The organism is Phycicoccus sonneratiae (assembly GCF_016887965.1).
In the GTDB taxonomy this organism is placed as follows: domain Bacteria; phylum Actinomycetota; class Actinomycetes; order Actinomycetales; family Dermatophilaceae; genus Phycicoccus; species Phycicoccus sonneratiae.
On sequence record NZ_JAFDVD010000012.1, the window covers coordinates 287,096 to 311,370 of the forward strand.

Annotated in this window: 22 protein-coding genes; 10 read left to right on the forward strand and 12 right to left on the reverse strand. The window is 74.3% G+C overall.

Features of this window, described 5'->3' with window-relative positions; all coding sequences use genetic code 11:
* Nucleotides 1-141 precede the first annotated feature (141 nt).
* Together JQN70_RS11995 and aqpZ are read left to right on the forward strand one after the other, a co-directional pair.
* Nucleotides 142-2,355: an NADP-dependent isocitrate dehydrogenase gene (locus tag JQN70_RS11995; RefSeq protein WP_204131570.1), complete on the forward strand. Its 2,214-nt coding sequence runs from the start codon at nucleotides 142-144 to the stop codon at nucleotides 2,353-2,355.
* A gap of 65 nt (nucleotides 2,356-2,420) precedes the next feature.
* The gene (aqpZ, locus tag JQN70_RS12000) at nucleotides 2,421-3,236 is read left to right on the forward strand and encodes an aquaporin Z (RefSeq protein ID WP_204131571.1); all 816 of its coding nucleotides are present in this window, start codon (nucleotides 2,421-2,423) and stop codon (nucleotides 3,234-3,236) included.
* Nucleotides 3,237-3,256: 20 nt separating this feature from the next.
* Here aqpZ and JQN70_RS12005 read toward each other — a convergent pair whose 3' ends face one another.
* The 4 genes from JQN70_RS12005 to JQN70_RS12020 are packed head-to-tail and all read right to left on the reverse strand — an operon-like array spanning nucleotide 3,257 to nucleotide 5,152.
* Nucleotides 3,257-3,718, reverse strand: a complete 462-nt coding sequence (locus JQN70_RS12005; RefSeq protein WP_204131572.1) for a hypothetical protein — start codon at nucleotides 3,716-3,718, stop codon at nucleotides 3,257-3,259.
* Nucleotides 3,715-4,305, reverse strand: a complete 591-nt coding sequence (locus JQN70_RS12010) for a nucleotidyltransferase domain-containing protein (RefSeq protein WP_204131573.1) — start codon at nucleotides 4,303-4,305, stop codon at nucleotides 3,715-3,717. Before JQN70_RS12010 ends, JQN70_RS12005 begins: the two co-directional genes overlap by 4 nt.
* A 17-nt stretch (nucleotides 4,306-4,322) precedes the next feature.
* Nucleotides 4,323-4,817 (reverse strand): hypothetical protein, encoded by a 495-nt coding sequence (locus tag JQN70_RS12015; protein WP_239111444.1) that lies wholly within the window; start codon nucleotides 4,815-4,817, stop codon nucleotides 4,323-4,325.
* Nucleotides 4,772-5,152, reverse strand: coding sequence for a hypothetical protein (locus JQN70_RS12020; protein WP_204131575.1), 381 nt, complete (start codon nucleotides 5,150-5,152; stop codon nucleotides 4,772-4,774). Before JQN70_RS12020 ends, JQN70_RS12015 begins: the two co-directional genes overlap by 46 nt.
* Nucleotides 5,153-5,249: 97 nt before the next feature.
* On the opposite strand from JQN70_RS12020, the gene JQN70_RS12025 reads away from it, so the two are divergent.
* Nucleotides 5,250-6,239, forward strand: a complete 990-nt coding sequence (locus JQN70_RS12025) for a malate dehydrogenase (RefSeq protein WP_204131576.1) — start codon at nucleotides 5,250-5,252, stop codon at nucleotides 6,237-6,239.
* A gap of 97 nt (nucleotides 6,240-6,336) precedes the next feature.
* On the opposite strand, the gene JQN70_RS12030 is transcribed toward JQN70_RS12025, so the two are convergent.
* The 3 genes from JQN70_RS12030 to JQN70_RS12040 all read right to left on the reverse strand — a co-directional run bounded on the left by JQN70_RS12030 (nucleotide 6,337) and on the right by JQN70_RS12040 (nucleotide 11,751).
* Nucleotides 6,337-9,618, reverse strand: a complete 3,282-nt coding sequence (locus tag JQN70_RS12030) for a carboxypeptidase regulatory-like domain-containing protein (RefSeq protein WP_204131577.1) — start codon at nucleotides 9,616-9,618, stop codon at nucleotides 6,337-6,339.
* A gap of 146 nt (nucleotides 9,619-9,764) precedes the next feature.
* Nucleotides 9,765-10,868: a calcium:cation antiporter gene (locus JQN70_RS12035; RefSeq protein WP_204131578.1), complete on the reverse strand. Its 1,104-nt coding sequence runs from the start codon at nucleotides 10,866-10,868 to the stop codon at nucleotides 9,765-9,767.
* Between the two features lies 1 nt (nucleotide 10,869).
* On the reverse strand, nucleotides 10,870-11,751 hold the full coding sequence (locus tag JQN70_RS12040; protein WP_204131579.1) for a bifunctional methylenetetrahydrofolate dehydrogenase/methenyltetrahydrofolate cyclohydrolase: 882 nt from the start codon (nucleotides 11,749-11,751) through the stop codon (nucleotides 10,870-10,872).
* A 243-nt stretch (nucleotides 11,752-11,994) separates the two neighbouring features.
* Here JQN70_RS12040 and JQN70_RS12045 point away from each other — a divergent pair, with 243 nt between their 5' ends.
* Together JQN70_RS12045 and JQN70_RS20980 are read left to right on the forward strand one after the other, a co-directional pair.
* Nucleotides 11,995-12,315, forward strand: coding sequence for a hypothetical protein (locus JQN70_RS12045; RefSeq protein ID WP_239111445.1), 321 nt, complete (start codon nucleotides 11,995-11,997; stop codon nucleotides 12,313-12,315).
* Complete coding sequence (locus tag JQN70_RS20980) at nucleotides 12,312-13,487, forward strand: DUF418 domain-containing protein (protein ID WP_204131581.1); 1,176 nt, start codon at nucleotides 12,312-12,314, stop codon at nucleotides 13,485-13,487. The genes JQN70_RS12045 and JQN70_RS20980 overlap by 4 nt, the downstream gene beginning before the upstream one ends.
* Here the strand turns inward: JQN70_RS20980 and JQN70_RS20125 are convergent.
* From JQN70_RS20125 to JQN70_RS12060, 3 genes are read right to left on the reverse strand one after another with little or no spacing between them, the layout of a single operon-like run.
* Nucleotides 13,423-14,829, reverse strand: coding sequence for a YlbE family protein (locus JQN70_RS20125; RefSeq protein WP_239111446.1), 1,407 nt, complete (start codon nucleotides 14,827-14,829; stop codon nucleotides 13,423-13,425). The two genes, JQN70_RS20980 and JQN70_RS20125, sit on opposite strands and share 65 nt — an antisense overlap.
* Nucleotides 14,826-16,316 carry an AllF/FdrA family protein gene (locus tag JQN70_RS20130; RefSeq protein ID WP_239111447.1) on the reverse strand — a complete coding sequence of 497 codons (1,491 nt, stop codon included), beginning with the start codon at nucleotides 16,314-16,316 and terminating at the stop codon, nucleotides 14,826-14,828. The genes JQN70_RS20125 and JQN70_RS20130 overlap by 4 nt, the downstream gene beginning before the upstream one ends.
* Entirely contained in the window at nucleotides 16,313-17,164 is an 852-nt protein-coding gene (locus JQN70_RS12060; RefSeq protein ID WP_204131582.1) for an oxamate carbamoyltransferase subunit AllH family protein, read from the reverse strand. Before JQN70_RS12060 ends, JQN70_RS20130 begins: the two co-directional genes overlap by 4 nt.
* An 88-nt stretch (nucleotides 17,165-17,252) precedes the next feature.
* Between JQN70_RS12060 and JQN70_RS12065 the strand changes: the two genes are divergently transcribed.
* From JQN70_RS12065 to JQN70_RS12075, 3 genes are all read left to right on the forward strand, one after another.
* Nucleotides 17,253-18,578, forward strand: coding sequence for a PucR family transcriptional regulator (locus JQN70_RS12065; protein ID WP_307835945.1), 1,326 nt, complete (start codon nucleotides 17,253-17,255; stop codon nucleotides 18,576-18,578).
* 1,421 nt (nucleotides 18,579-19,999) lie between these two features.
* Nucleotides 20,000-20,281, forward strand: a complete 282-nt coding sequence (locus JQN70_RS12070) for a hypothetical protein (protein WP_204131584.1) — start codon at nucleotides 20,000-20,002, stop codon at nucleotides 20,279-20,281.
* Nucleotides 20,282-20,326: 45 nt separating this feature from the next.
* Nucleotides 20,327-20,746, forward strand: a complete 420-nt coding sequence (locus tag JQN70_RS12075) for a DUF6578 domain-containing protein (protein WP_204131585.1) — start codon at nucleotides 20,327-20,329, stop codon at nucleotides 20,744-20,746.
* A 16-nt stretch (nucleotides 20,747-20,762) separates the two neighbouring features.
* Here JQN70_RS12075 and JQN70_RS12080 read toward each other — a convergent pair whose 3' ends face one another.
* Both JQN70_RS12080 and JQN70_RS12085 read right to left on the reverse strand, forming a co-directional pair.
* On the reverse strand, nucleotides 20,763-21,152 hold the full coding sequence (locus JQN70_RS12080; RefSeq protein WP_204131586.1) for a hypothetical protein: 390 nt from the start codon (nucleotides 21,150-21,152) through the stop codon (nucleotides 20,763-20,765).
* Nucleotides 21,149-21,694 carry a 2'-5' RNA ligase family protein gene (locus tag JQN70_RS12085; protein WP_204131587.1) on the reverse strand — a complete coding sequence of 182 codons (546 nt, stop codon included), beginning with the start codon at nucleotides 21,692-21,694 and terminating at the stop codon, nucleotides 21,149-21,151. The genes JQN70_RS12080 and JQN70_RS12085 overlap by 4 nt, the downstream gene beginning before the upstream one ends.
* Nucleotides 21,695-21,767: 73 nt before the next feature.
* Between JQN70_RS12085 and JQN70_RS12090 the strand changes: the two genes are divergently transcribed.
* Entirely contained in the window at nucleotides 21,768-22,514 is a 747-nt protein-coding gene (locus JQN70_RS12090; RefSeq protein WP_204131588.1) for an SDR family NAD(P)-dependent oxidoreductase, read from the forward strand.
* 181 nt (nucleotides 22,515-22,695) lie between these two features.
* On the forward strand, nucleotides 22,696-24,195 hold the full coding sequence (locus JQN70_RS12095; protein WP_204131589.1) for a uracil-xanthine permease family protein: 1,500 nt from the start codon (nucleotides 22,696-22,698) through the stop codon (nucleotides 24,193-24,195).
* Nucleotides 24,196-24,275: the final 80 nt, after the last annotated feature.

A 24,275-nucleotide genomic window follows, 5' to 3' on the forward strand; every position in this document is an offset into this window, starting at 1 on the left:
GCAACTTCTCGATCCCCGCCGTGCGGCGTGGACGGGGCAAGCATGCCACGTGCAGCCCTGCCTTCCCGCGACCACCGTCCTCCGGTAGGATTTCTCTTGACGTCAAGATAACCGCCACCACGAGGAGCGTCGACGACGACCATGGCCACGATCATCTACACCCTGACCGACGAGGCCCCGATGCTGGCCACGTACTCCTTCCTCCCGGTCGTCGAGGCCTTCGCGTCCTCCGCCGGGGTCGACGTCGAGACCCGCGACATCTCGCTCGCCGGCCGCATCCTCGCGCTCTTCCCCGAGCACCTCACCGAGGAGCAGCGCATCGGCGACGCCCTCGCCGAGCTCGGCGAGCTGGCCACGACCCCCGACGCCAACATCATCAAGCTGCCGAACATCTCGGCCTCGATGCCGCAGCTCAAGGCCGCCATCAAGGAGCTGCAGTCGCAGGGGTACGCCCTCCCCGACTACCCGGACTCCCCGCAGACCGACGAGGAGCGCGACGTCCGCGCCCGCTACGACAAGGTCAAGGGCAGCGCCGTCAACCCCGTGCTCCGCGAGGGCAACTCCGACCGCCGCGCCCCGTCGGCCGTCAAGAACTACGCCCGCAAGCACCCGCACTCGATGGGCGCCTGGTCCGCCGACAGCCGCACGCGGGTGGCGACCATGGGCGAGAACGACTTCCGCAGCAACGAGCAGTCGGTCGTCCTGCCGGCCGACGACACCCTCACCATCCGCCACGTCGCCGCCGACGGCACCGCGACGGTCCTCAAGGACGGCCTGGCGGTCCTCGAGGGCGAGATCGTCGACGCCACCGTCATGCGCGCCGCCGCGCTCGATGCCTTCCTCCGCGAGCAGGTGGCGCAGGCCAAGGCCGACGACGTCCTCTTCTCGGTGCACCTCAAGGCGACGATGATGAAGGTCAGCGACCCGATCATCTTCGGGCACGTCGTCCGGGCGTTCTTCCCCGACGTCTTCGAGCGCTACGGCGCCGACCTCGCCGCGGCCGGTCTCTCCCCCAACAACGGCCTCGGCGGCATCCTCGACGGCCTCGACGCCCTCCCGAACGGCGCCGAGATCCGCGCCGCCTTCGAGCAGGGCCTCGCCGACGGCCCGCGCCTCGCGATGGTCAACTCCGACAAGGGCATCACCAACCTGCACGTCCCGAGCGACGTCATCGTCGACGCCTCGATGCCGGCGATGATCCGCACCTCCGGCCACATGTGGGGCCCGGACGGCGACGAGCACGACACCCTCGCCGTCATCCCCGACTCCTCGTACGCCGGCGTCTACCAGGCCGTCATCGAGGACTGCCAGGCCCACGGCGCCTTCGACCCGACGACGATGGGCTCGGTCCCGAACGTCGGCCTCATGGCGCAGAAGGCCGAGGAGTACGGCAGCCACGACAAGACCTTCGAGCTCGAGGCCGCCGGCCGCGTCGAGGTGGTGAACGGGGCGGGCGAGGTCCTCATGAGCCACGACGTCGAGGCCGGCGACATCTGGCGCGCCTGCCAGACCAAGGACGCCCCGATCCGCGACTGGGTCAAGCTCGCCGTCACCCGCGCCCGCGCCTCGGCCACCCCGGCCGTGTTCTGGCTCGACGAGAGCCGCGCCCACGACCGCAACCTCATCGCCAAGGTCGAGGCCTACCTCCCCGAGCACGACACCGAGGGCCTGGACCTGCGCGTCCTCTCCCCCGTCGAGGCCGCGACGCTGTCCGTCGAGCGCATCCGCCGCGGCGAGGACACCATCTCGGTCACCGGCAACGTCCTGCGCGACTACAACACCGACCTCTTCCCCATCCTCGAGCTCGGCACCTCGGCGAAGATGCTCTCCGTCGTGCCGCTGATGAACGGTGGCGGCCTCTTCGAGACCGGCGCCGGCGGCTCGGCGCCCAAGCACGTGCAGCAGCTCGTCGCCGAGGACTACCTGCGCTGGGACAGCCTCGGCGAGTTCCTCGCGCTCGCCGAGTCCTTCCGGCACGAGGCGGCCGGCGGCAACAAGCGCGCCGAGCTGCTCGGCGACACCCTCGACCGCGCCACCGAGAGCCTGCTCAACGAGAACAAGTCCCCCGCCCGCCGGGTCGGCTCGATCGACAACCGGGGCAGCCACTTCTGGCTCGCCCGCTACTGGGCCCAGGAGCTCGCCGGCCAGACCGAGGACGAGGCGCTCGCCGCGGTCTTCGCGCCGGTCGCGGAGCAGCTCGTCGCGCAGACCGACGCCATCGAGGCCGAGCTCGTCGCGGTGCAGGGGAAGCCGGCCGACATCGGCGGCTACTACCGCCCGGACCCGGCGAAGGCCGCGGGCGTCATGCGCCCCTCGGCGACCTTCAACGCGATCGTCGACGGCCTCTCCGGCTGACCGGCCGCGCCAGCTCCCGCGGGTCCTCTGTACGAGGGCCCGCGGGAGGGCCACACTGAGGGTCCATGAGACCCCCCTCGATGGTGCAGCGCCTCGGCGCGGAGTTCCTCGGTACCTTCTGGCTCGTCTTCGGAGGCTGTGGCGCAGCGATCTTCGCCGCCGGCTTCCTCGCCCCCAACGTCGTCGGCGGGGGCAGCCTGCACCTCGGCATCGGCTTCCTCGGGGTCGCCCTCGCCTTCGGGCTCACCGTCGTGACGATGGCGTACGCCGTCGGGCACGTGTCCGGCGCGCACTTCAACCCGGCCGTGACGATCGGTGTCGCCGTCGCCCGCCGCTTCGAGTGGAAGGACGTGCCGGCGTACGTCGTCGCCCAGGTCCTCGGCGGGCTGCTCGCCGGCCTGTCGCTGTGGGCGATCGCCGGTGGCGCACCGGGGTTCGACGCCACGGGCAACATGGCGGCCAACGGCTACGGCGACCACTCGCCCGGCGGGTACTCGCTCGTCGCCGTGCTCTGCGCCGAGATCCTGCTGACGGCGATCTTCCTCTACGTCATCCTCGGGGCCACCGACTCCCGCGCTCCAGAAGGCTTCGCCCCCATCGCGATCGGGTTGGCGCTCACCCTCATCCACCTCGTGTCGATCCCCATCTCCAACACCTCGGTCAACCCGGCACGGTCGACGGCCGTCGCGTTCTTCAACGGCAACGGCGCCCCCGGGCAGCTCTGGATGTTCTGGGTGGCGCCGATCATCGGGGCCGCGATCGCCGGCGCGACCTTCCACCTCATCACCGGCGTCGACCGCCGCGACCGCGACATCTCCGGCGAGATCGACCCCGAGGACCTGCGCGTCGCCGAGGGCGTCGACCCCGACGCCCCCCGCTGATCACCCCGCCGTCCGGGCCGTCAGGACACCAGGTCGACGGCCCGGACGCAGAAGTCGTCGAGGAGGGCGATCGCCTTCGTCAGGTCCGACCGGACCTCCTCCGCGGTCACCTCGGGGTTGTCGGTGGATGCGTACTCGGACTGGTTGCGCCGCTGCCGCATCCGGCCGAAGGGCCTGAACAGGTGACCCAGCGGGGGGTCGAACTGCGCTCGCATCGCATCCTGGAGCACGACGTGTCCGCCCTTGGCCGTCGCGCGAAGGCCCTCTGCCTGCAGGACCGCCGCCAGCCCCTTGCGGGCCGCGTCGTAGAGCAGTGAGTACGCGCCCTGAGGATCGGTGTCAGCGAGCAGGTCGGCCGATGCCAGGTGTCGGCGGGCTTCGGTCAACAGCGCCTGCGCCGCCTCGACGGAGGAGGGCACCTCCTGCAGCAGGCCGTCGGCCACCATCTCGCTGATCTCGGCCGCCCCCTTGTCCCAGGTCACCGCTCAGTCCCCACGCCGAGGGTCACCAGCGGGCCCGTCGTGACGCCGGCGAGGAAGGGGTCGGAGCCGGGCTCGTTCCACCGAGACGCCGAGACATTCCGGATGCTCACCGGTCGTCCCAGCCGCTGACGCGCTCGTTCCGCGACGTCGTACAGGTCGTCGAGGTCGGGCTGCCCCACGACCAGCACGTCGACGTCGTTCGGCTCGTTCCCCTCGACCCCTGCGTGCCGTTCGGCCCAGGACCCGTAGACCACCGCCCTCTCGATCCCCGCCACCGCACTGAGCTCCTCCTCCAGGACGGGCACCGGGCCGTAGGTCAGCAGAAGCAGTCGCCGCAACGGGGGAAACAGGAGCGAGTCCGTGTTCGGACGGACCTGCCGGGTGCGCCCCACCCTCTTCTCCGCCAGCAGTCCGGACCGGACCATGCGGGTCACCTCGCGGGTCGTCGTCGGGAGGGACACCTGGGCCGCTGCCGCGAGGTCCTTGAGTGCCCATCCACGCTGCGGGTGGACGAACAGTCGAGCCAAGAGCTCACCGACTGCGGGGGTGCGCAGGATCGGGAGGAGAGCCGACGGCGACGTTTTCATGAAATGGAGTTTATTCGTCACTTATGGGAATCGTCCACTCCCTCTGCGGCGTAGTGCCGGTAGAGCAGGTAGGCCGCGACGGCGTCGAGCACGTGCCACACGGCGTGCTGCTGGAGCAGCGCCTCGGGCCGGCACCACGGGTGCTCGCGCATCCCCGTCGTCCAGATGGCGAAGGCCAGGGCGAGGGTGCCGACCGAGGCCACGCCGAGCCGCAGGTCCTGACGCGGCCCGTCGCCCCGGCGCCCGCGCCGCCACAGCGCGACCTCGAGCCCGACGGCCAGCCACAGCTGCACCGCGAAGACGGCGTTGCCGAGGTGCCCGAGCACCGGCACGTCGCCGCCGTGGAGGTGCCCGGCCATCCCGACCCCGACCGCGAGCGCGAACACCGCGGCGAGGGTCGCCGGGCCCCGGCGCGCCCAGCGCATCGCGGCGTGGGCGAGCGCGAACCCCGAGAGCAGGAACATGCTCAGCAGGTCGAGGTGGCCGCCGAGGTCGGACTGGGTGGCGTGCATCGCCATGCTCCCCGGGCCGAGGAGGACGACGAGCACGGCGAACGCGGTGGCGGCCCGGGGTGCGCGGCGAGGGCCCCGCCGAGCCGGTCGCGGCGCGAGGCGTGCCACGCGACGGCCAGGCCGGCGACGACGAAGCCGAGGTTGCTCCACGTGTTGGCGGGCTGGCGGACCCATCCGGGGTGGGCGGCCTCGCAGAAGCCGTCACCCCGCCCGACGTCCGGCCCGAGCCACCCTCCCCGGGCGGCGAGCACGACGAGGGCCAGCGAGACCACGGCCGTGATCCCCGTCACGACGAGCGGCCGCCGGTCACGTGCTCCCCGCGTCACGGCCGTCATGTGACCAGCCCAGCACACCTGCCGCCTGCCGCGCCACGGCCCGCCGCTGATAGCGTCGAGACGACCCGAACCACGCTCGTCACGAAGGGGTACACCCGTGAGCACCACGCCCGTCAAGGTCGCCGTCACCGGCGCCGCCGGCCAGATCGGCTACAGCCTCCTGTTCCGCATCGCCAGCGGCGCGCTGCTCGGCCCGGACACCCCCGTCGAGCTCCGGCTGCTCGAGATCACCCCGGCGCTCAAGGCGCTCGAGGGCGTCGTCATGGAGCTCGACGACTGCGCCTTCCCGACCCTCGCCGGCGTGCAGATCGGCGACGACGCCACGAAGGTCTTCGACGGCGTCAACCTCGCCCTCCTCGTCGGCGCCCGACCGCGCGGTCCGGGCATGGAGCGTGGCGACCTGCTCGAGGCCAACGGCGGCATCTTCGCGCCGCAGGGCAAGGCCCTCAACGAGGTCGCGGCCGACGACGTCAAGGTCACGGTCACCGGCAACCCGGCGAACACCAACGCCCTCATCGCGATGTCCAACGCCCCCGACATCCCCACCGAGCGCTTCTCGGCCCTCACCCGCCTCGACCACAACCGCGCCATCTCGCAGCTGTCGGCCAAGCTCGGCGTGCCGGTCACCGAGATCCGGAAGATGACGATCTGGGGCAACCACTCCGCCACCCAGTACCCCGACCTCTTCCACGCCGAGGTCGGCGGGCGCAACGCCGCCGAGGCCGTCGGCGACCAGGCCTGGCTCGAGGGCACCTTCATCCCCACCGTCGCCAAGCGCGGCGCGGCGATCATCGAGGCACGCGGTGCGTCCTCGGCCGCCTCCGCGGCGTCGGCCACCATCGACCACGCCCGCACCTGGGTCCAGGGCACGCCCGAGGGCGACTGGGTGTCGATGGCCGTGCGCTCCGACGGCTCCTACGGCGTGCAGGAGGGGCTCATCTCCTCCTTCCCGGTCACGGTCAAGGACGGCCGCTGGGAGATCGTCCAGGGCCTCGACATCGACGACTTCTCGCGCGCCCGCATCGACGCCTCGGTCGCCGAGCTCGCCGAGGAGCGCGACGCCGTCAAGGGCCTCGGCCTCATCTGATCCCCGCCGCTGCGGCGGCACACGCGGAAGCTCCCGCGGCACCCGAGAGTTCCTCGGTGCCGCGGGAGCTTCTGCGTGTGCCGACCGCGCCGGTCGGTCAGGGGCTGCGGGCCAGCCGGGCGTCGACCGTCGTCGTCTGGCCGGCGGTGGTGCTGACCTTGGTGACGCCGGCGCCGGTCGGGTCGTACGGCTGGTTGAGATGGCACTCGCCCTCGTAGCCGGTCGGGCTGGGGGTGGTGAGGCCGAAGCCATCGAAGCAGACCACCCAGTCGGTGCGTGCCGACATGCCGTCCATCCGGTACGTGCCGTCGGGCTCGGTGAAGACCTGGGACGACTCGCCCAAGGTCGCCGAGAAGGCCGACACGTACACGCCCTCGATCGGTGCGTTCGTGGAGTCGTCGAGCACCCGGCCCGCCACCACGGCGCCCCGGGTGAGGGCCAGGTCCACGGTCGCGTACTGACCGGCGACCACGGAGACCGGTGTACCGGTCGGCTCGAAGTCGGAGAACGGCTGGTTGTCGTAGCACTCCCCGACGTAGCCGGACGGGCTGGGACCGGTGGCCCCGAAGCCGCTGACGCACACGACGTACCCCGAGCCGGCCGGGATGCCGATGAGGGAGTACGCGCCGGTGTCGTCGGTCCAGTCCGACCACTGCCGGTCGCCCTGGTGCACGACGACCTCCGCGTTGGCCAGCGGGGCCCCGCCGGTGGCGTCGGTGATCCGTCCCTGGACGCCGCCCGCGGCCGCGAGAGCACCGTTGACCGTGGTGTTCGCCCCGGCCGTGACGCGCACCGGCGTGGGGACCTGGCCGTCCTGCTTGTCGTCGAAGCACTCGTCCACGTAGCCGACGGTGCTCGTACCACCCGACGCGCCCGAGGCCGAGAAGCAGACCTCGACGTCCGTCGCCGCGGCGAGCCCGCGGATCGCGTAGGTCCCGTCCGGCCCCGTCGTCGCGAAGCCCTCGGAGTCGCCCGACGGCGACCACGCGTCGACGAACACGCCTTCGAGGGGTGCGCCGGAGCCGCCGGCCTGGACGACCTTGCCGGTGATGCCGGCGCCGATGGCCAGCCCCGCGTCGACCGTGAGGGCGCTGCCGATGGTCGTCTGCACCAGGGTCGGATCGGGCGCGTACCGGCTCTTGTTCAGGTGGCACTCCGAGACGTGACCCTTGGCCGTGGCGGACCCGCCCGAGGAGTCGGCGCCCTCGTAGCAGACGCTGTAGCCGCCGGCGCGCAGCCCCTTGATCACCCAGTGGCCGGTGGCGTCCGTCTCGGCGTAGGTGACCATCTCGCGGAACCACGGCGGGTTGTCGCCCGGGAAGGAGAACTCGATGTTGACGAACACCCCGCCGAGCGGCTTGCTCGTCCCGTCCTCGCGCACGGTGCCCTGGAGGGCGGCGCCCCGCGCGAGGGTCGCGTCGATGCCCGTCCGCTGCCCTCCCGGCGCGAGGGTGAGGAAGGTCTCGACGCCGTCGTAGAACTCGGTGATGCCGTCGTAGCACTCGTTGACGTAGCCCGTGGCGTCGCTGGTGCCGCCCAGCGCGTCGGTGGCGTCGAAGCAGACCTCGTAGGTGCCGGCGGCGATGCCCGTGGCCCGGTAGGTGCCGTCGGCCGCGGTGGTCACCGTGACCGCGTTGAGGAAGCGCTGGTCCTCGCTCTGCACCGGCCGCACGCTCACCGAGACGCCACGCAGCTTCGCGTTCGTCGTCTCCTGCACGACCTTGCCCGCCACGGCCGCCCCGCTGGTGAGGGTCTTGTCGACGACGACCCCACCGGCCGCCGTCACCGGGACCACGGTCGGCTCGTCGCCGGGCGCGTTCTGGCCGTGGCACGACTCGACGTACCCGGTGGCGTCCGTGCTCCCACCGGTCGCGCCCTCCGGGGCGAAGCACACGGTGTACCCACCGGCCGCCACCGTGGCGACCGACCAGTGACCGCTCGCGTCGGTCGTCGCGGTGTAGCCCTCCCCCGTCACCGGGTCGTCGACGTAGACGTCGACGCCCGCGAGCGGCGAGGAGGTGCCGCTCTGGCGGACCGTGCCGGCGATGGCGGGCGTGCCGGTGGAGCCGTCGACGACGTAGCCCGCGACGTCGGCGAGCAGGTGCGTGGAGCCGGCGTTGTTGAACAGGCGGACCTTGCCGCCCGCGCCGACCTTGGCGATGACGAGGTTGGGGCGCACCTCGCCCGTGACGAGGTTGAGGTTCGAGGCGTTGGGCCGCGTCTCCCCCGCCGGGTAGCCGGTGACGTAGGTGGTGCTCGTCGGCGTCACGCCGGTGACGTTGAGGACGACCGAGCGCACACCGGTGGCGGGGATGCCGTAGCGGCCGGTGACCTGCACGTCGACGGTCTTCGCGGCGCCCACGGCCCCGGAGCCCTTGCCTTGCCCGTCGACCGTCGCACCGGTGGTGCGGGTGTCGAGGAGGCGGGCCGGCGTGACCGAGCGGAAGGTCGTGCCGGTGGGGATCCAGCCCGCCACGTCGGCCAGCACGTCGACCGACCCGGCGTTGTTGAAGAGCGAGACCGCGCCGCCGCTGCCGACCTTGACGACGACGAGGTTCGGGCGGACCTCCCCGGCGAGGAGGTTGAGGTTCGAGGTCGTCGGGCGGGTCGCACCGGCCGGCCACGCCGTGACGTACGTGCCCTTGGTCGGCTTGACGCCGGTGACGTTGAGGACCACCGAGTCGACCCCGGTGGTCGGGATGCCGTGGCGCCCGGTGACCTGCACGGTGCGGGTGCCGGCGGAGCCGAGCGCCCCGCCGCCCTTGCCCTGGCCGTCGATCGTCGACCCGGTGGCCCGGGTGTCGAGGAGGCGCCCCGGCGACAGCGGCACGAACGAGCCGCCGGTCGGGAAGTAGCCGGCCACGTCGGCGAGGACGTCGCTCGCCCCCTCGGCGACGAAGAACGCGACCTTGCCGGTGCTGCCGGGCTTGGTGACGACGAGGTTCGGCGTCACCGACCCCTTGACGACGTTGAGGTTCGAGGTGTTCGGCCGGGCCTCGCCGTCCGGGTACGCGGTGATGTACGTCGACACCGTCGGCTTGACGGCCGTGACGTTGAGGACGACCGCCGACACCCCGGAGGAGGGCACGCCGCCGCGGCCGGTCACCTGCACCGAGCGGGGCGACCCACCCTTGACGCTGCCGCCGCCCTTGCCGACGCCGTCGACGGTGGCCCCGGTCGACCGGGTGTCGAGCAGGCGCGCCGGGCTCAGCGGGACGTACCCCGCCGGCTCGGCCGTGGCCGCAGTGGGCGACGCCACGACCTCCGCGCTCGGCGGTGCGCCGGCCGGCTGGGCCGAGGCCAGCGCGGGCTGGGCCACCGTGAGGGCAGCGACGACGACGAGGGCGCGCAGCGCGCGACCGGGTGCCTTGACGATCATGGATCTCCCCACCGGAACGAACCGGCCGAGGCGACGGAGGGCTCTGGTCCGTCGTCTACCCGGCACGATGAGCAGACCCTAGGGTCAGCGACGGACCTTCCGCAACGGTTTCGTCGAATCCGGCCGAGCGGCCGGAAACCGGTGCGTCAGGGGGACATCGAGAGGAAGAGGAAGGCCGCGAGCAGCACGAGGTGCACCGTGCCCTGGAGCCGGGTCGCCCGGCCCGGGACGACCGTGAGCACGGCGACGACCATGGTGATCGCGAGCAGCACGATCTGGGTCGGGCCGAGCCCGAGGTGCAGCGGCGTCGGCACCCAGATGGACGCGACGGCGAGCGTCGGGATGGTGAGGCCGATGGAGGCCATCGACGACCCCAGCGCGAGGTTGAGCGAGACCTGGATCCGCTCGCGACGGGCCGCGTTGGCCGCGGCGATCGTCTCCGGCAGGAGGACGAGCAGGGCGATGACGACACCGACGAACGACACCGGCAGGCCGGCCGCCAGCACCGCCGACTCGATGGCCGGGGACTCGATCTTGGCCAACCCGACGACGGCGACGAGCGAGAGCAGGAGCAGCCCGAGGGAGGTCCACGCCTCCCGGTCGGTGGGCGGGTCGGCGTGGTCGTCCTCGTCGACCGGCTCCCCCTTGGCCGTCACCGGGAGGAAGAAGTCGCGGTGGCGCACCGTCTGGGTGACGACGAAGGCGGCGTAGAGCACGACCGACGCGACCGCCGCGAAGGCCAGCTGGCCGCCGGTGAACTCCGGGCCCGCCTGTCCGGTCGTGAAGGTCGGCAGCACGAGGCACGTGGCGGCGAGGGCCGCGACCGTCGCCAGCGCGCCGCCGGTGCCCTCGGCGTTGAAGTTCGCGAACCCGAAGCGACGGGCCCCGAGCAGGAGCGAGAGCCCCATGATCCCGTTGACGGTGATCATCACGGCGGCGAAGACGGTGTCGCGCGCCAGGGTCGCCGCCTCGTCGCCACCGCTGAGCATCAGCGTGACGATGAGCGAGACCTCGATGACGGTGACCGCGACGGCGAGCACGAGGGACCCGAACGGCTCCCCGACGCGGTGGGCCACGACCTCGGCGTGGTGCACCGCCGCGAGCACGGCCGCGGCGAGCAGCAGCGCCACGACGAGGACGAGAACCGCCCCGATGTCGCGACCCCAGGTGGCCGCGAGCGCGGCGAGGCCGACGAGCGGGGCCGCCGTCCAGGTGCGAGCAAGGACGGGGTGGGTTCCGGCCGCCGCCACGTCAGCCGCTCGCCGGGTGCAGGCCGGCCGCGCGCTCGGCGGCCTCCACCACGTTGGAGAGGAGCATCGCGCGCGTCATCGGCCCGACCCCGCCCGGGTTGGGGCTCACGAAGCCCGCGACGTCCCACACGTCGTCGGCGACGTCGCCGGCCACCCGTCCCTTGCCGGAGGCGTCGTCGACGACCCGGGAGACCCCGACGTCGAGCACGGCGGCGCCGGGCTTGACCATGTCGGCGGTGACGATGCCGGGCACGCCGGCGGCGGCGACGACGATGTCGGCCTGGCGCACCTCGGCCGCGAGGTCGCGGGTGCCGGTGTGGCACAGCGTGACCGTGGCGTTCTCGGACCGGCGCGTGAGGATGAGCCCCAGCGGCCGGCCGACGGTGATGCCGCGTCCGACGACGACGACCTTGGCGCCGGCGATCGGGACGTCGTAGCGGCGCAGCAGCTCGACGCAGCCGACGGGTGTGCAGGGCAACGGGGCCGGCTCGCCGAGGACGAGCCATCCGAGGTTGGTCGGGTGCAGGCCGTCGACGTCCTTCGCGGGGTCGACCGCCGAGAGGATCGCGTTCTCGTCGAGGCCGGTCGGCTGCTGGACGATGAAGCCGGTGCACTCGGGGTCGTCGTTCAGCTCGTGGACGACCGCGAGGACCTCCTCGAGGGTCGAGCCGGACGGCAGGTCGCGGCGCAGCGAGCGGATGCCGATCTCGGCGCAGTCCTTGTGCTTCGCACCGACGTACCAGCGGCTGCCGGGGTCGTCACCGACGAGCACCGTGCCGAGGCCCGGGACGACGCCGCGTTCGGCGAGGGCGGCCACGCGGGCGCGCAGCTCGTCCTTGATCGTCGCGAGGATGGCCTTGCCGTCGAGAGTCGTCGCCGTCACGCGGCCATTCTTCCATCGGCGGGGAAAGGACGGGGCGCACGTCCGGTGGGGCGGCCCCTCTGCATCACCGCCCCACCGGCGCCGGTCCCTGCCACCCCTGCCGGGGTCAGGCACCGGCGAGGGGTTCGGACCCGTCGCCGGTCCGGATGGGTCGGGGCACCGGATGGGTCGGGGACCTCCCGCGATGGCGCTGGAGTGACTAGCGTGGCCCCTGTGGCGAAGTATGCGGTGAACGAGGCGGGCGTGGCCCACGTCCGCGCGCTCATCGACGCCCACCAGTACGTCCTCGACAGCGACTGGGGCGAGGTCCAGCCCGACGCCGCCGCCCAGAACGCCTACCTCGAGCGGCACGGGTGGGACGAGTACGGCGCCTGGCACCTCGGACTCACCGAGGGTCCCGGCGAGGAGACCAAGGCGCGCTACGCCTTCGTCGCCGGTGACTTCCGCCGCGTCCACCGCAGCGCGCTCATCGCGTGCGTCTACCGGGCGTCGGAGTGGCGCCACAAGGAGGTCGAGCTCGCCGCGCACGACCTCCTCCAGCACCTCGACGCGACGAGCGCGTGAGCACCGACCAGACCACCCGACGGTCCGGACGGCACCGCTCGGGGGGCCGCGTGTCGGTGCCCCCGGCCATCGCCCCGGGAGCCGGCGGCCCGCGGCTGGCCGGCCTCGACGTCGCCCGCGGCCTCGCCGTCCTCTCGATGCTCGTCGCCCACCTCAGCCCCGTCGGGGGCGTTCTCGACCTCAGCGAGTACCTCACGGCACCGCTCTTCGCGCTGCTCGTCGGCGCCGCGATGGGCCTCGCCCTCGCCCGCCCGGGCACCGACCCGGTCCGGTTCGTCGCGGACAACGCGCTGCGCGGCCTGCTCCTCGTCGCGCTCGGGGTCCTGCTCCAGGCGCTCTACGGGCAGGTCGACGTCGTCCTCCCCTACCTCGGCGTCCTCGTCGTCGTCCTCGCCCCATTGGCCGTGGGGCTGCGACGCCTGCCGGTGCTGACCCTCGGCGTCGCCGCGGGCGCCGCCGTGCTCGGGCCACTCGTCACCGAACGCGCCCGTGACGCGCTCGCCGCGAGCGGGTCCTCCACGGGCACGAGCGCCCGGCACGTGCTCGACTGGCTGGCGGCGGGCCCGAGCTACCGGCTCGTCTCCTTCCTCCCGATGGCCCTCGGTGGGCTGGCCCTCGCGCTGCTCCTGCCCCGGCTCGCGGCCTGGCGCCCGGCGGCCGGTGTCGGGGCGGTGCTGCTCGCCGCCGCCGGGGTCGTGCACGCCCTCGGCGCGGCGTCGTCGGGCGGCGCCGCGGCGTACTCGGGCACGACGGCCGAGGTCGTCGCCGGCACGTTCCTCGCGGGTGGCGTCGTCGCCGTCTCCTTCGCGGTCGCCGACCTGGCGGCGGTCGGGCGGTGGGGCGTCCGCGCGCTCGACCCCGTGCTCGCACTCGGCCGGCTGGCCCTCACCGCCTACACGGTGCAGGTGCTCGTGCTCGCCCTCGTCTCGCTCGTGCGCGACGGCGCCCGCGACGACTCCTGGGTCGTGCTGCTCGTGACGACGGCCGCCGTCGTCGGGTCGGTGTGGCTGCTCGACCGCACGTGGGGCACCGGGCCGCTCGAGCTGCTCGTCCGGCTGGCCCGCCTCCCGTCCGGCTGGCAGCCGGGCGCCGCGCTCGCCGAGGCGGTCAGCGCGGCACGGCAGCGGCGAGAGCCGCCAGCGCCGCCGGGAAGCACTCCGCCGGAGGAGTGACGAGGCCGGCCCCGACCTGCCCGGTGCCGGCGACCCGTCCGGCCATGCCCGTGTTGATCTGCGGCAGCTCGCCGGTGCGGACGACCTTCGTGACGTCGATGCCGACCGGGGTGCCGCGGAAGCCGAGCACCGGCACCTGGAAGAGCGGGTGCTCGCCGACGGTCAGCTCGTACATCCGCCGGGTGGCCCGCAGGGCGAACGGCACGTCGCCGCCGACGAACCGGACGATCGCCGGGGCCGCGGCCATCGCGAAGCCGCCGATGCCTCCGGTCTCGGTGATGGCGGAGTCGCCGATGTCGGGGTTGGCGTCGTCGGGGCCGTAGTCGCCGAGGAAGAGCCCCTCGGGAGTGTTGGCCGGACCGGTGAACCACGCGTCGCCGGTGCCGGAGACGCGGATGCCGAAGTCGGTGCCGTTGCGGGCCATCGTCGTGACGACCGTCGAGCCCGGGATGCCCTCCGCCGCACGGGTGGCCAGCTTGCAGGCGGGCATCCCGAGGTTGAGGAAGAAGTGCTCGTTGGCGCCGGAGAAGCGCACCGCCTCGCCGACGTCGGAGGACGGTGCGTCGGCGGTGATCATCCCGGGCAGCAGCTCGCGCAGCAGCATCAGCGAGCCGGCGCGGTTGCGGTTGTGCCCCTCGTCGCCCATCTGGAGCATCTGGGCGATGATCGCCCGGACGTCGACGGGGCCGGTGGAGCGCACGGCCTGGCGCAGGATCGGGCCGAGGACGGCGCCCATCCACCGCAGCCGGTCGACGACCTCGGGGCCGTACGCGCCGTAGCGGAGCACCTTCCCGAGTCCCTCGTTGAGCGAGCACCACGAGGTGTTGCCGTGGACGTCGTCGCGCAGGACGTAGACCCACATCGACGGGCTGACGACACCGGCCATCGGGCCGACCGCGCCCCGGTGGTGACACGGCTCGAGGTCGAACTCGCCTGCGGCGAGGCGACGCTCGGCCTCCTCGGGGGTGTCGGCGAGCCCTTCGAGGAGGACGGCGCCGACGAGCGCGCCGCGCAGCGGCCCGGACGCGCGGTCCCAGCCGATCGGCGGACCGGCGTGGAGGAACGTGCCGCGCTCGAGCCCGAGGGCCTCGGACGCAGGAGCGACGTCGACGAGCACGGCCTCGGCGGAGGTCATCCGGGCCAAGGCGGTCGCGTTCGCGGCCTCGCGGCGGGGGTCGGCCATGACCCGCGCGAGGTCGGCCTCGGTGCCGGGCATCGGGGGGCGCCAGCCGACCTCGGTGACCGGCACGGCCTGGTCGCGGAGGGCGTCGGCGAAGAGCGCGACCCCGGAGGTGGCGACGACGGGGTCGGCCGTGAGGAGGCCGTGCAGCGGGGCGGTCATCGGGCGGCTCCCAGCTCGGCGAGGGCGTGCCGCGCGGCGGCGGCGTTCGAGAGGAACACCGAGGCGCCGGCGGCCACGAGGGCGTCCGAGCAGCGCTCGCGTCCCTGGGGGTCGGCGTCGGTGCCGGTGAGCGACACCACGACCGGCAGGGCGCGGCCGTCGGAGTGGGCGGTGGCCCGGGCGGCGCGGACGGCGTCGGCGAGCTCGCCGGCCGGGTCGGGGTGGGCGCCGTGGCCGAGGACGAGGTCGAGGAGGAGGACGCCGCACGTCGGGTCGGCGGCCTCGTCGGCGATGCGGGCGGTGCGCAGGGTCGGGTCGATCATCGGGTGGGCCCGGCCGCGGGTCAGCTCGTCGGCACCGAAGTCGACGACGACGTGGCCCGGGTCGGTGAGGCCGGGGCCGAGGGCGGGCTCGTGGCCGAGGTTGGAGGCGACCGGTCCGAGGGCGTCGGCCGCCAGCAGCAGGGCCTCCTCGGCGAGGGTGCCCCCGCAGAACAGGCCGCGGAGGGAGGGACCTCGGGTGAGGGACTGCTCGTCGGGATCGGCCTGCGCGGCAGGCCAGTCGGGGACGCTCGACCCTTCCGCGCGTAGCGCGTCCTCGACCGCCGCGGTGAGGTCGGGGCGTCCCGCGCCGAGGGTCGACCAGTGGACGCGCAGCCCGAGGGCGTCGGCCTCGGCGCGCACCTCGTCGAGCACCGCGGCGTCCGGGGGCTTCGACACGACGAGGACCCACTCGGTGGCGGGGTCGTCGGCGAGGGCACGCAGGGCCTGGCGGGTGGAGCGGCCACCGACCGCGGCCTTGAGGTCGCGACCGCCGACGCCGAGGCAGTGGCTGACACCGACCCCGGCGGCGTCCAGGAGGCACATCGCCTGTTGCGCACCGGTTCCCGAGGCGGCGACGATGCCGACCGGCCCCGCGGCCACGACGTTGGCGAAGCCGAGCGCCACGCCACCGACCAGGGCGGTGCCGCAGTCCGGGCCCATGACGAGCACGTCGGCGGCCTCGGCGGCGTCCTTGAGGGCCACCTCGTCCGCGACGGACACGTTGTCGGAGAACAACATCACCGAGGCACCGGCCGCGATGGCGTCGTAGGTCTCGGTGACGGCGTGTGCTCCGGGGACGGAGACGAGGGCGAGGCCGGCGCCCGCTCGGCGCACGGCCGAGCCGAGCGTCCCCGGGGGGACCTCGTCGTCGGTGCCGGTGCCGCCGCTCGGTGCGGCGAGGGCGCGCAGGGCGTCGTCGACGGCGGCGATGCCGGAGGACACCGCGGCGTCGTCCGTGACGCGCAGGGCGACGACGAGGTCGTTGGGGCCGGCGTCGTGGGGGACGTCGAAGCCCATCCCGCGCAGGACCTCGAGGTTCAGCTCGGTGGCCATCGCGACCTGGGCGGCCTCGACCTGCGGGGCGCCGGCGACGGTGCGCGACACCTGGAGCAGGCTGACGGAGTCGTGGTACGCCCCGCGGCGCAGCTCGACGTGGGTGGTCATGCGGCGGTCCTCCCGGTGGACGCGACGGTGTCGAGGACGGCCCGGACCCCCGTGACGAGGTCGCGGCCCGAGGTGTGGCCGACGGCCAGCACGGACGGGAGCGCGGAGCGGGTCGCGTCGGCGTCGCCCCGGGCCAGGGCGCCGACGAGCGCGGCGACCTCGGGGGTCGTCCAGCCGTCGAGGGCCGCGGCGAGGAGGGACGCCGAGACGGCGGTCGTGGCCCGCAGCCGGTCGCGCACCGCGAGGGCGAGCGGGTCGCGGCCGCCGGCCGTGGCGCCGGGGGCGAGGCCCAGCGCCCGCCGGGCGAGCAGGGCGCCGGCGAGGGCGTCGTCGCCGCTGGGCGTCAGCCCCTCGCCGCGTCCGACGAGGTGGCGCACGGCCTCCGTGGGCAGCGGGGCGACGAGCGCGGCGCGGACGGCCGGGAGGAGCCATCGCGACCCGGCGGACGACGCCTCGGCGAGCAGGGCGCGCAGGCGCTCGTCGGGGGCGAGGCGCGGGACGGCGGGAGCGCGGCGCACGCGGGCCGGGCGCCAGGTGCGGACACCGCGCACGGTGACCCCGGGGAGGTGGAGGGACCCGGCGCCGCCGACGACCACGTCCCCGGCGCGGACGCCGAGGTCGAGGCGGTCGGCCGGTTCGGCGAGACGCAGGGCGCCGGGCAGGGCGACGGCGTCGTGGGCGAGGAGGGGGAGGACCCGGTCGACGGTCGCGAGGTAGGCGCCGGCCCGGAACACGCCGACCACGGTGTACGGGCGGCGCGGCCCGCGCACGAGGTCGGCGGTGAGCGGCGAGAGCGCCCCCGGGAGCACGACGCGGCCGCGCGGGGAGGCCGGCGCGGGCGAGGGCATACGGAGACGCTAGTGACGGCACTACAGTGGCCGGATGGTCAGAGTTGCCAACGATGGGCCTGCGGACGCACAGACCTTGCCATCGGATGTGCCCGGACGGCCGGGGGCGTCGGGCGCCGGGGACGCCGACCCCACGGCCCTCGCGACCCTCGTCGAGCAGCAGCGGGCCCTCCTCGAGCGCGAGGACGAGGTGCACCGCGTCCTCGTCCGGGTGGTCCTCGACGGCGGGGGGCTGCCCGAGGTGGCCGAGGCGGTCGCCGGGTTCTACGGGGGCGCCGCCGCGGTGACGACCACCGACGGCCGGCTCGTCGCCAGCGCCGGGGCCCTCGACGACGTCGCCGACGTCAGCGCCCTCCCCTGCTTCGACCGCACCGGACGGCTCCTCGTCGAGGACGAGCCGGTCGGCTGGCGCGACCCCGACGGCCCTGCCGACCCCACGCGTGCCTTCGTCCGCATCGTCGCGGGGTCCTCCGAGCTCGGGGTGCTCGGCGCCTTCTCGCCCGGGCCGGCCCTGTCCCCCACCGACGTCCACGTCCTCGAGCGGGCGGCCACCGTCGCCGCGCTGGCCATCACCAAGGAGCAGGCGGTGGCCGCCGTCGAGGGTCGCTACCGCGCCGAGTTCCTCCGCGACCTGCTCGCCGGCCGGGGCGGCGAGCCCGTCGACGCGGTGTCGCACGCGTCCTCGCTCGGGTGGGACGTCGACCGTCCGCTCGTGGTCGTCGTGGCCGAGACCGACGAGAACGACGCCGAGAGCACCCGGTCCGCCGACGAGGTGCGGACCCTCCAGGACCGGTTCGCGCGCGCCTGGACGCAGGCGGTGCGGGCCCGCGACACCTCGATGGCCGTGGCCGGCTTCAGCCAGGAGGTGGTCGTGCTGCAGCCCGTCGAGGAGGACGCCGACGCCGATGCCGTGCTGCGCCGGGTGTCCGAGCTCGTCCGGGTGGTGCGGGGCGACGGTGGCGGCGGGCGGCGGACCTTCACGGTCGGGGTGTCTCGCACGGTGACGTCGGTCGCCGACCTCCCGCGTGCGTACGAGGAGGCGGAGACCGCCGTGCAGGTCGGCCGGCAGGTCGAGGGCGGGTCCGGGGTGGCGCACTTCGACCAGCTGGGGATCTACCGGCTGCTCGCCCTCGTCCCCGACTCGGCCGACCTGCGCCGCTTCGTCACCGAGAGCCTCGGCGAGCTCGCCACCGACACCTCCCCCGAGAGCGCGGACCTGCGGCACACGCTGTCGGTGCTCATCGACACCAACCTCAACGTCGCCGAGACCGCCCGTCGGCTCTTCTTCCACTACAACACGCTGCGCTACCGCATCGCCAAGCTCGAGCGGATGCTCGGCCCGTTCACCACCGACCCGCAGCTGCGGCTGACGCTGGCGCTGGCGTTGCGGGTGCACCGCATGAAGGGCCTCTGAGTCTGGCCGAACGGGCTGTGCCACAGCGTGGTTGCTGTGGACAACCCCGTGGGTTGTCGGTGGTCGCGGGTAGGATTTGGGGGAGCAGGGAGGAGCCCCGATGACCACGACCGCCGGTCCGCGCGAGGTGCTCGCGGCTGCTCGGCGGGCTCGGGCGGAGGTCGCGTCGGTGGTGTCCGGCGCCGGTGGTGCGGGCTCGGTCGCGCAGTGGGCGCAGGTGGTCGGTGAGCTGCAGGCGCTGGTCGACGTCGTGACCGCGGTGCAGGAGCGCGCGGTCGTGGCCCTGGCCGCCGTGGAGACCGAGGTCGACGAGGACGGCATGCTGGTCGAGGTCCGTCACGCGCCGGGGCACGTGGCCCTGGATGCTGCGGCGGTGATCTCGGGGGTGTTGTGCGTGTCGGCGGTGCACGCCGAGCGGCGGGTGCGTGAGGCCGTGCGGGTCGCGGCGGACGGGCCGGAGGGGACGCCGGGGTGCACCGGCCTGGGTGGTTTGCACGTGGCGATGGGGCAGGGGCGGCTCGACCCGTACCGGGCGCAGGTCCTCGCGCACGAGCTGGACGAGGCTCCGGCGGAGGTGGCGCGGGCCGTCGTCGAGGCCCTCGAGGCGTGGTTCGAGCGGGAGGACGCCACCCGGCTGCGGCGCCGGTGTCGGCGGTTGCTGGCCCGCATCTGCCCGGACCTGCTGCGCCAGCGGGCGGTCCGGGCCCGCAGCGAGTCGGGCCTGCGGCGGTGGGTCGACGAGCCGGGAGTCGACACCTGGCTCGGGACGTTCCCGTCGGAGGAGGCGTGCACCGCGTGGGCCGCGATCGACGCCCTCGCCCAGCAGTACCTGCGTGACGGGGTGTGCGATCGGGTCGACCGGGCCCGCGCCAAGGCCCTGACCGACCTGGTCACCCAGCAGGCCAGCATCGACGTCCAGGTCACGCTCACCGCCCCCGCGACGGGTCTCCTCGGACCGGGAACACCCGAGGGCGCACCGTCGCTCCCGCCGGCCGGGTCGCTCACCGACAGCGCACCGGGGGACCTGGTGTCGGTCACCGTGACCGGCGCCGGGGAGCCGGAGCTCGTCGAGCGCGGCTGGCTGACCCGTGCCGTCGCCGCGACGACCTGCCGCACTCACCGCTCCGGTCGGGTCGCCGTCGTGTGCGACCCCGCGACCGGGGCGTTGCTCGACCCCCACGACGACCTCACCACCGACACCTACCGGCCCGGCGCCGCCCTCGCCCGGTTCGTGCGCACCCGCGACGGGCACTGCCGCTTCCCCGGCTGCCACGTCTCCGCCCGGTTCTGCGACCTCGACCACGTCCGTCCCTTCCCCGCCGGCCCCACGAGCGCCGCCAACCTCGCCTGCCTCTGCCGCCGCCACCCACCGCACCAAGCAACGCCCCGGCTGGCGGGCCGTCCTCCACCCCGACGCCACGATGACCTGGACCGACCCCACCGGCCGCACCCGCACCACCCATCCACCCGACCGCCTCGACTCCACCGTCCTGCCCGACACCGGCACCGACCGCCCACCCCCACCGACGAGCCACTCGCCCGTCCTGCCCGACGGACCCCACTCCGCACTCGAGCACCACCTCGAGCACGCGGCCGCGTGTCGGGTCCACGTCGTCCACCCGGCGGCAGCGATCACCTACCGCGCCGGCCCCCACCAGCGACACCGACGGCGACCACCCTCCACCGACCCGCCACCGTTCTGACGCAACCCCGCCCACCCGTCGCGGCCACTCTGCGAGAGTGGCCAGGTGGCGGTCGTCTGGTACTCGAGCTGGCAGATGGAGTGCTGCGGCGAGCCGTTCGCCGTGCACGACGTCGTCGAGTGGAACCTCGCCCCGCACTCGGCCGACGACTGGCTGCCGAACGCCGTCGGCGACGACCTCGCCTCCCGCGTGACGCACGACGAGGACCACCATGGCCTCCGCGGCGACGCCCGCCGCCACCGCGGCCGGGTGGTCGGCATCCGCTGTGCCTCGTGCCGCTACGCACCGACCCCGGGCGGGGACCCGCGCACGCTCTACCCCGTCGTGGGCACGGCCGTCGTCGTCCCGGTCGACCGCGTCGACGGCCGCGAGGGCCTCGACGGCGACCTCCGCCTCAACGGCTACCTCGTCGACCTCGAGCTCACCGACGCCGGCGCCGACCCCGACCCCGACCAGCCCGACTGACCGCACCAGCCCGAGCTCACCCACCCCGCAGGGCGGCCACCAGCCCGTCGACGTCGGCGACGGTGAACGTCGCGCCGGGATGCCGGATGCGCCCCGTCGGGTCGATGGCCGGTACCGGGTCGTGGAAGGCCACGCAGACCCCGCGCTCGCCGTTGGTCGCGAAGGTGACGCCACGGTCGGTGAACGACAGGTGCGGCGGCCCGGCGGTCTTGACGAAGGCGTAGTCGCCCGTCGTCTCGACGTGGGCGACGTTGTCGAGCGTGGTCTCCAGCCGCCACCACGAGAACCGGGCCCGGAGCAGGCCGTCCCCCACCTCGACCCACGTCGTCGACGGCAGCACCCCGAAGGGCAGCCCGGCGACCCGGTAGCGGGGGTCGAACGCGAACGCGAAGCGGCGGGTCGTCATCCCCCGACGCTACGGCCGCCCGCGTGGTGACGGGGCGGGGTGAGCGGCTCGTCGACACGCGCCACCGAGTCCCAGTGCCGCGCCGCCTCGAGCACGACGTCGTCGGGTCCGGGACCGACGACGTCGAGGGCCGCCTCCAGCTGGTCGGCCCGCAGCCGCCGGGCCAGCGTCACGTGCGGCAGCCACCGCCCGGCGGCGACGAGGTCGGACGACAGGGGCGCCAGCGCCCGGGCGAGGTCGGCGTGCAGCCGGAGCAGGTCCTCGGTCGCGACGACGAGTCGCGCCAGCACGTACGGCCCGCGCCCGAGCAGCACCGGCGGACCGAGCCGGACCGGCAGCGGCAGGACGGCGAGCGACCCGAGCGCCGCCGCGAGCGCCGGACCCTCCGGCCAGCCCTCCGACGTCGTCACGGTGACGTGCGGACGGTTCGACGGGCTGCGGTGCAGCGCCTGGCTCGGCAGGCCGGCCTCGGCCAGCAGCGTCCACTGGTCCCGCACCGCCTCGTCCGCGGCCGGGTCGAGGACGAGCTCGACGCTGTGCACGGGACCATCCTCTCCCGCCCCCGCCCGACCCGGTCGACCCGGCGCTGTCGGTCCCTCGCCCTACGGTGCCCGGATGGGATCTGTCGCGCGCACCGCAGTGGTCACCGGAGGTGGCGACGGGCTCGGGAGGGCCGTCGGCCTGGCCCTCGCCCGCCACGGAGCCCACGTCGTCGTCGCCGACCGCGACCCCGCGGCCGCCGAGGCCACCGCTCGTGACGTCCTCCGGGAGGGCGGTGCGGCCACCGGCGTGGCCTGCGACGTCACGCGCGACACCGACCTGCGCGCCCTCGTCGCCGTCGCCGACGACCTCGGCGGCGCGGATGTGATCGTCAACAACGCCGGTGGATGGGGCGGCGCCGACGCGCAGTACCCGGAGGCCGACGTCGAGCAGTGGTCGGCCGTCCTCGACCTCAACCTCCGGGCCCCGATGCTCCTCCTCCAGCTCTGCCTGCCGGGGATGCGCCGGCGCGGGTGGGGGCGCGTCGTCAACGTCGCGAGCAGCGCGGCCCTCGGCACCGGGGCGTACGGCAGCCCGCCCTACGCCGCGGCCAAGGCCGGGCTCATCCGGCTCACCACCTCGCTGGCCGGGCTGGCGGACGACGGGGTGCGCGTCACCGGGGTCGTCCCCGGGTGGGTGGGGCTCCCCCGCGCCCACGCCGAGCTGGCGGCCCTCGACCCGGTCGAGCGGGCCGCCCGCCCGCCCCTCGTGCCGCCCGGGCTCGTGGCCGACGAGGTCCTCGCCCTCGTCACGGGCGACGCCGTCGCCGGCACGGTCGTCTCCCTCCCCGGGGGCCGCGAGCGCGAGGTGCTCCCGGTCTGACCGGTCGCGCCGAGCAGCGGGCCGACACGACGCCACCGCGCTCGGCCGAGGTTGCCAACGGGCGCGGGGTCCGGCTGTCAACCATTGCCGGGGGTGTCGCCGGACACGGTCACTAGGTTCCCGGTATCACGGTCCCTGTGAGCCGCGTCACCGCCGCGGCACCGGCAGAGAGGTCCACCCCATGTCGCTCGGTCTCGGTTGGAAGGTCAAGGGCGACGGGAAGTCGCTCGCCCCCGGAGAGGTCGTCGCCCCCGACGAGCGCCTCTCGTGGGGCCGCACGGTGGGCCTCGGCGCCCAGCACGTCGTCGCGATGTTCGGCGCCACCTTCGTGTTCCCGCTGGTCATGGGCCTCAACCCCCAGCTGGCGATCATGATGAGCGGCATCGCGACCATCGCCTTCCTCCTCATCGTCCAGGGGAAGGTGCCGAGCTACCTCGGCACGTCGGCGTCCTTCGTCGGCGGCGTCGCGGCCATCCGCGCCCAGGGCGGCGACTCCGCCGAGGTCACCGGCGCGATCCTCGTCTCCGGGCTCGTGCTCGCCGCCGTCGGCGTCGCGATCCACGTCCTCGGCTCCTCGGTGCTGCACAAGGTGCTGCCGCCGGTCGTCACCGGTGCCGTCGTCATGCTCATCGGCTTCAACCTCGCCCCCGTGGTCGCCGGCATCTACTGGCCCCAGGACCAATGGGTGGCCATCCTCACGATGCTCTTCACCATCGTCTGCGCGGTCGCCTTCCGCGGCTTCGTCAGCCGCATCGCGATCTTCCTCGCGCTGATCTTCGGCACCCTCCTGTCCTGGATCCTCGACGGCGCCGTCGGCCAGATCACCTCGGTCCTCGGCGGGGCCACCGCGGCCACGACGCACCTGCGGTGGGACACCTCGGGCGTCGGCAGCGCCTCGTGGATCGGCTTCCCGGACCAGACGATGGTCGGCGCCGACGGCAAGGAGGTCGTCGGCTGGCACGCCCCGAGCTTCAGCGTCGCGGCGATCCTCCTCGTCCTCCCGGCCGTCATCGCGCTCATCGCCGAGAACACCGGCCACGTCAAGGCCGTCGCCGAGATGACCGGCCACGACCTCGACCCGGTCATGGGCCGGGCCATCGCCGCCGACGGTGTCGGCACCGTCATCGCCACCTCCGTCGGTGGCTCCCCGACGACCACCTACGCCGAGAACATCGGCGTCATGGCCGCGACCCGCGTCTACTCCACCGCCGCGTACTACGTCGCCGCCGCCGTCGCGATCGTCTTCGGCCTCTCCCCGAAGTTCGGCGCCCTCGTGGCCTCGGTCCCCGGCGGCGTCCTCGGCGGCATCACCGTCGTCCTCTACGGGATGATCGGCCTGCTCGGCGCGAAGATCTGGAAGGAGAACGGGGTCGACTTCGGCAACCCCGTCAACCTCGTCCCGGTCGCCGCGGGCATCATCATCGGCATCGGCAACGTCGAGCTGAAGATCACCGACGACTTCTCGCTCGGTGGCATCGCGCTCGGCACCATCGTCACCATCGTGGGCTGGCACCTCGCCCGGCTCATCGCCCCCGCCGAGATCCGGGCCGACGCCGAGGGCACCGCGATCTCCGTCGGCGACCACGTCTACGGCGACAGCGACGGCATCGACGACCTCTACCAGGAGGGCTACCCCGGCTCGAAGGGTCCGCGCGACCCGGAGCGCGACCGCCGCCCCTGACCCGACCCGTGTGCGCCCCGCCCCGGCCACCCGCCGGGCGGGGCGCGCCCGTTCCCGACCACCCCGTTCCCCACCGCCCC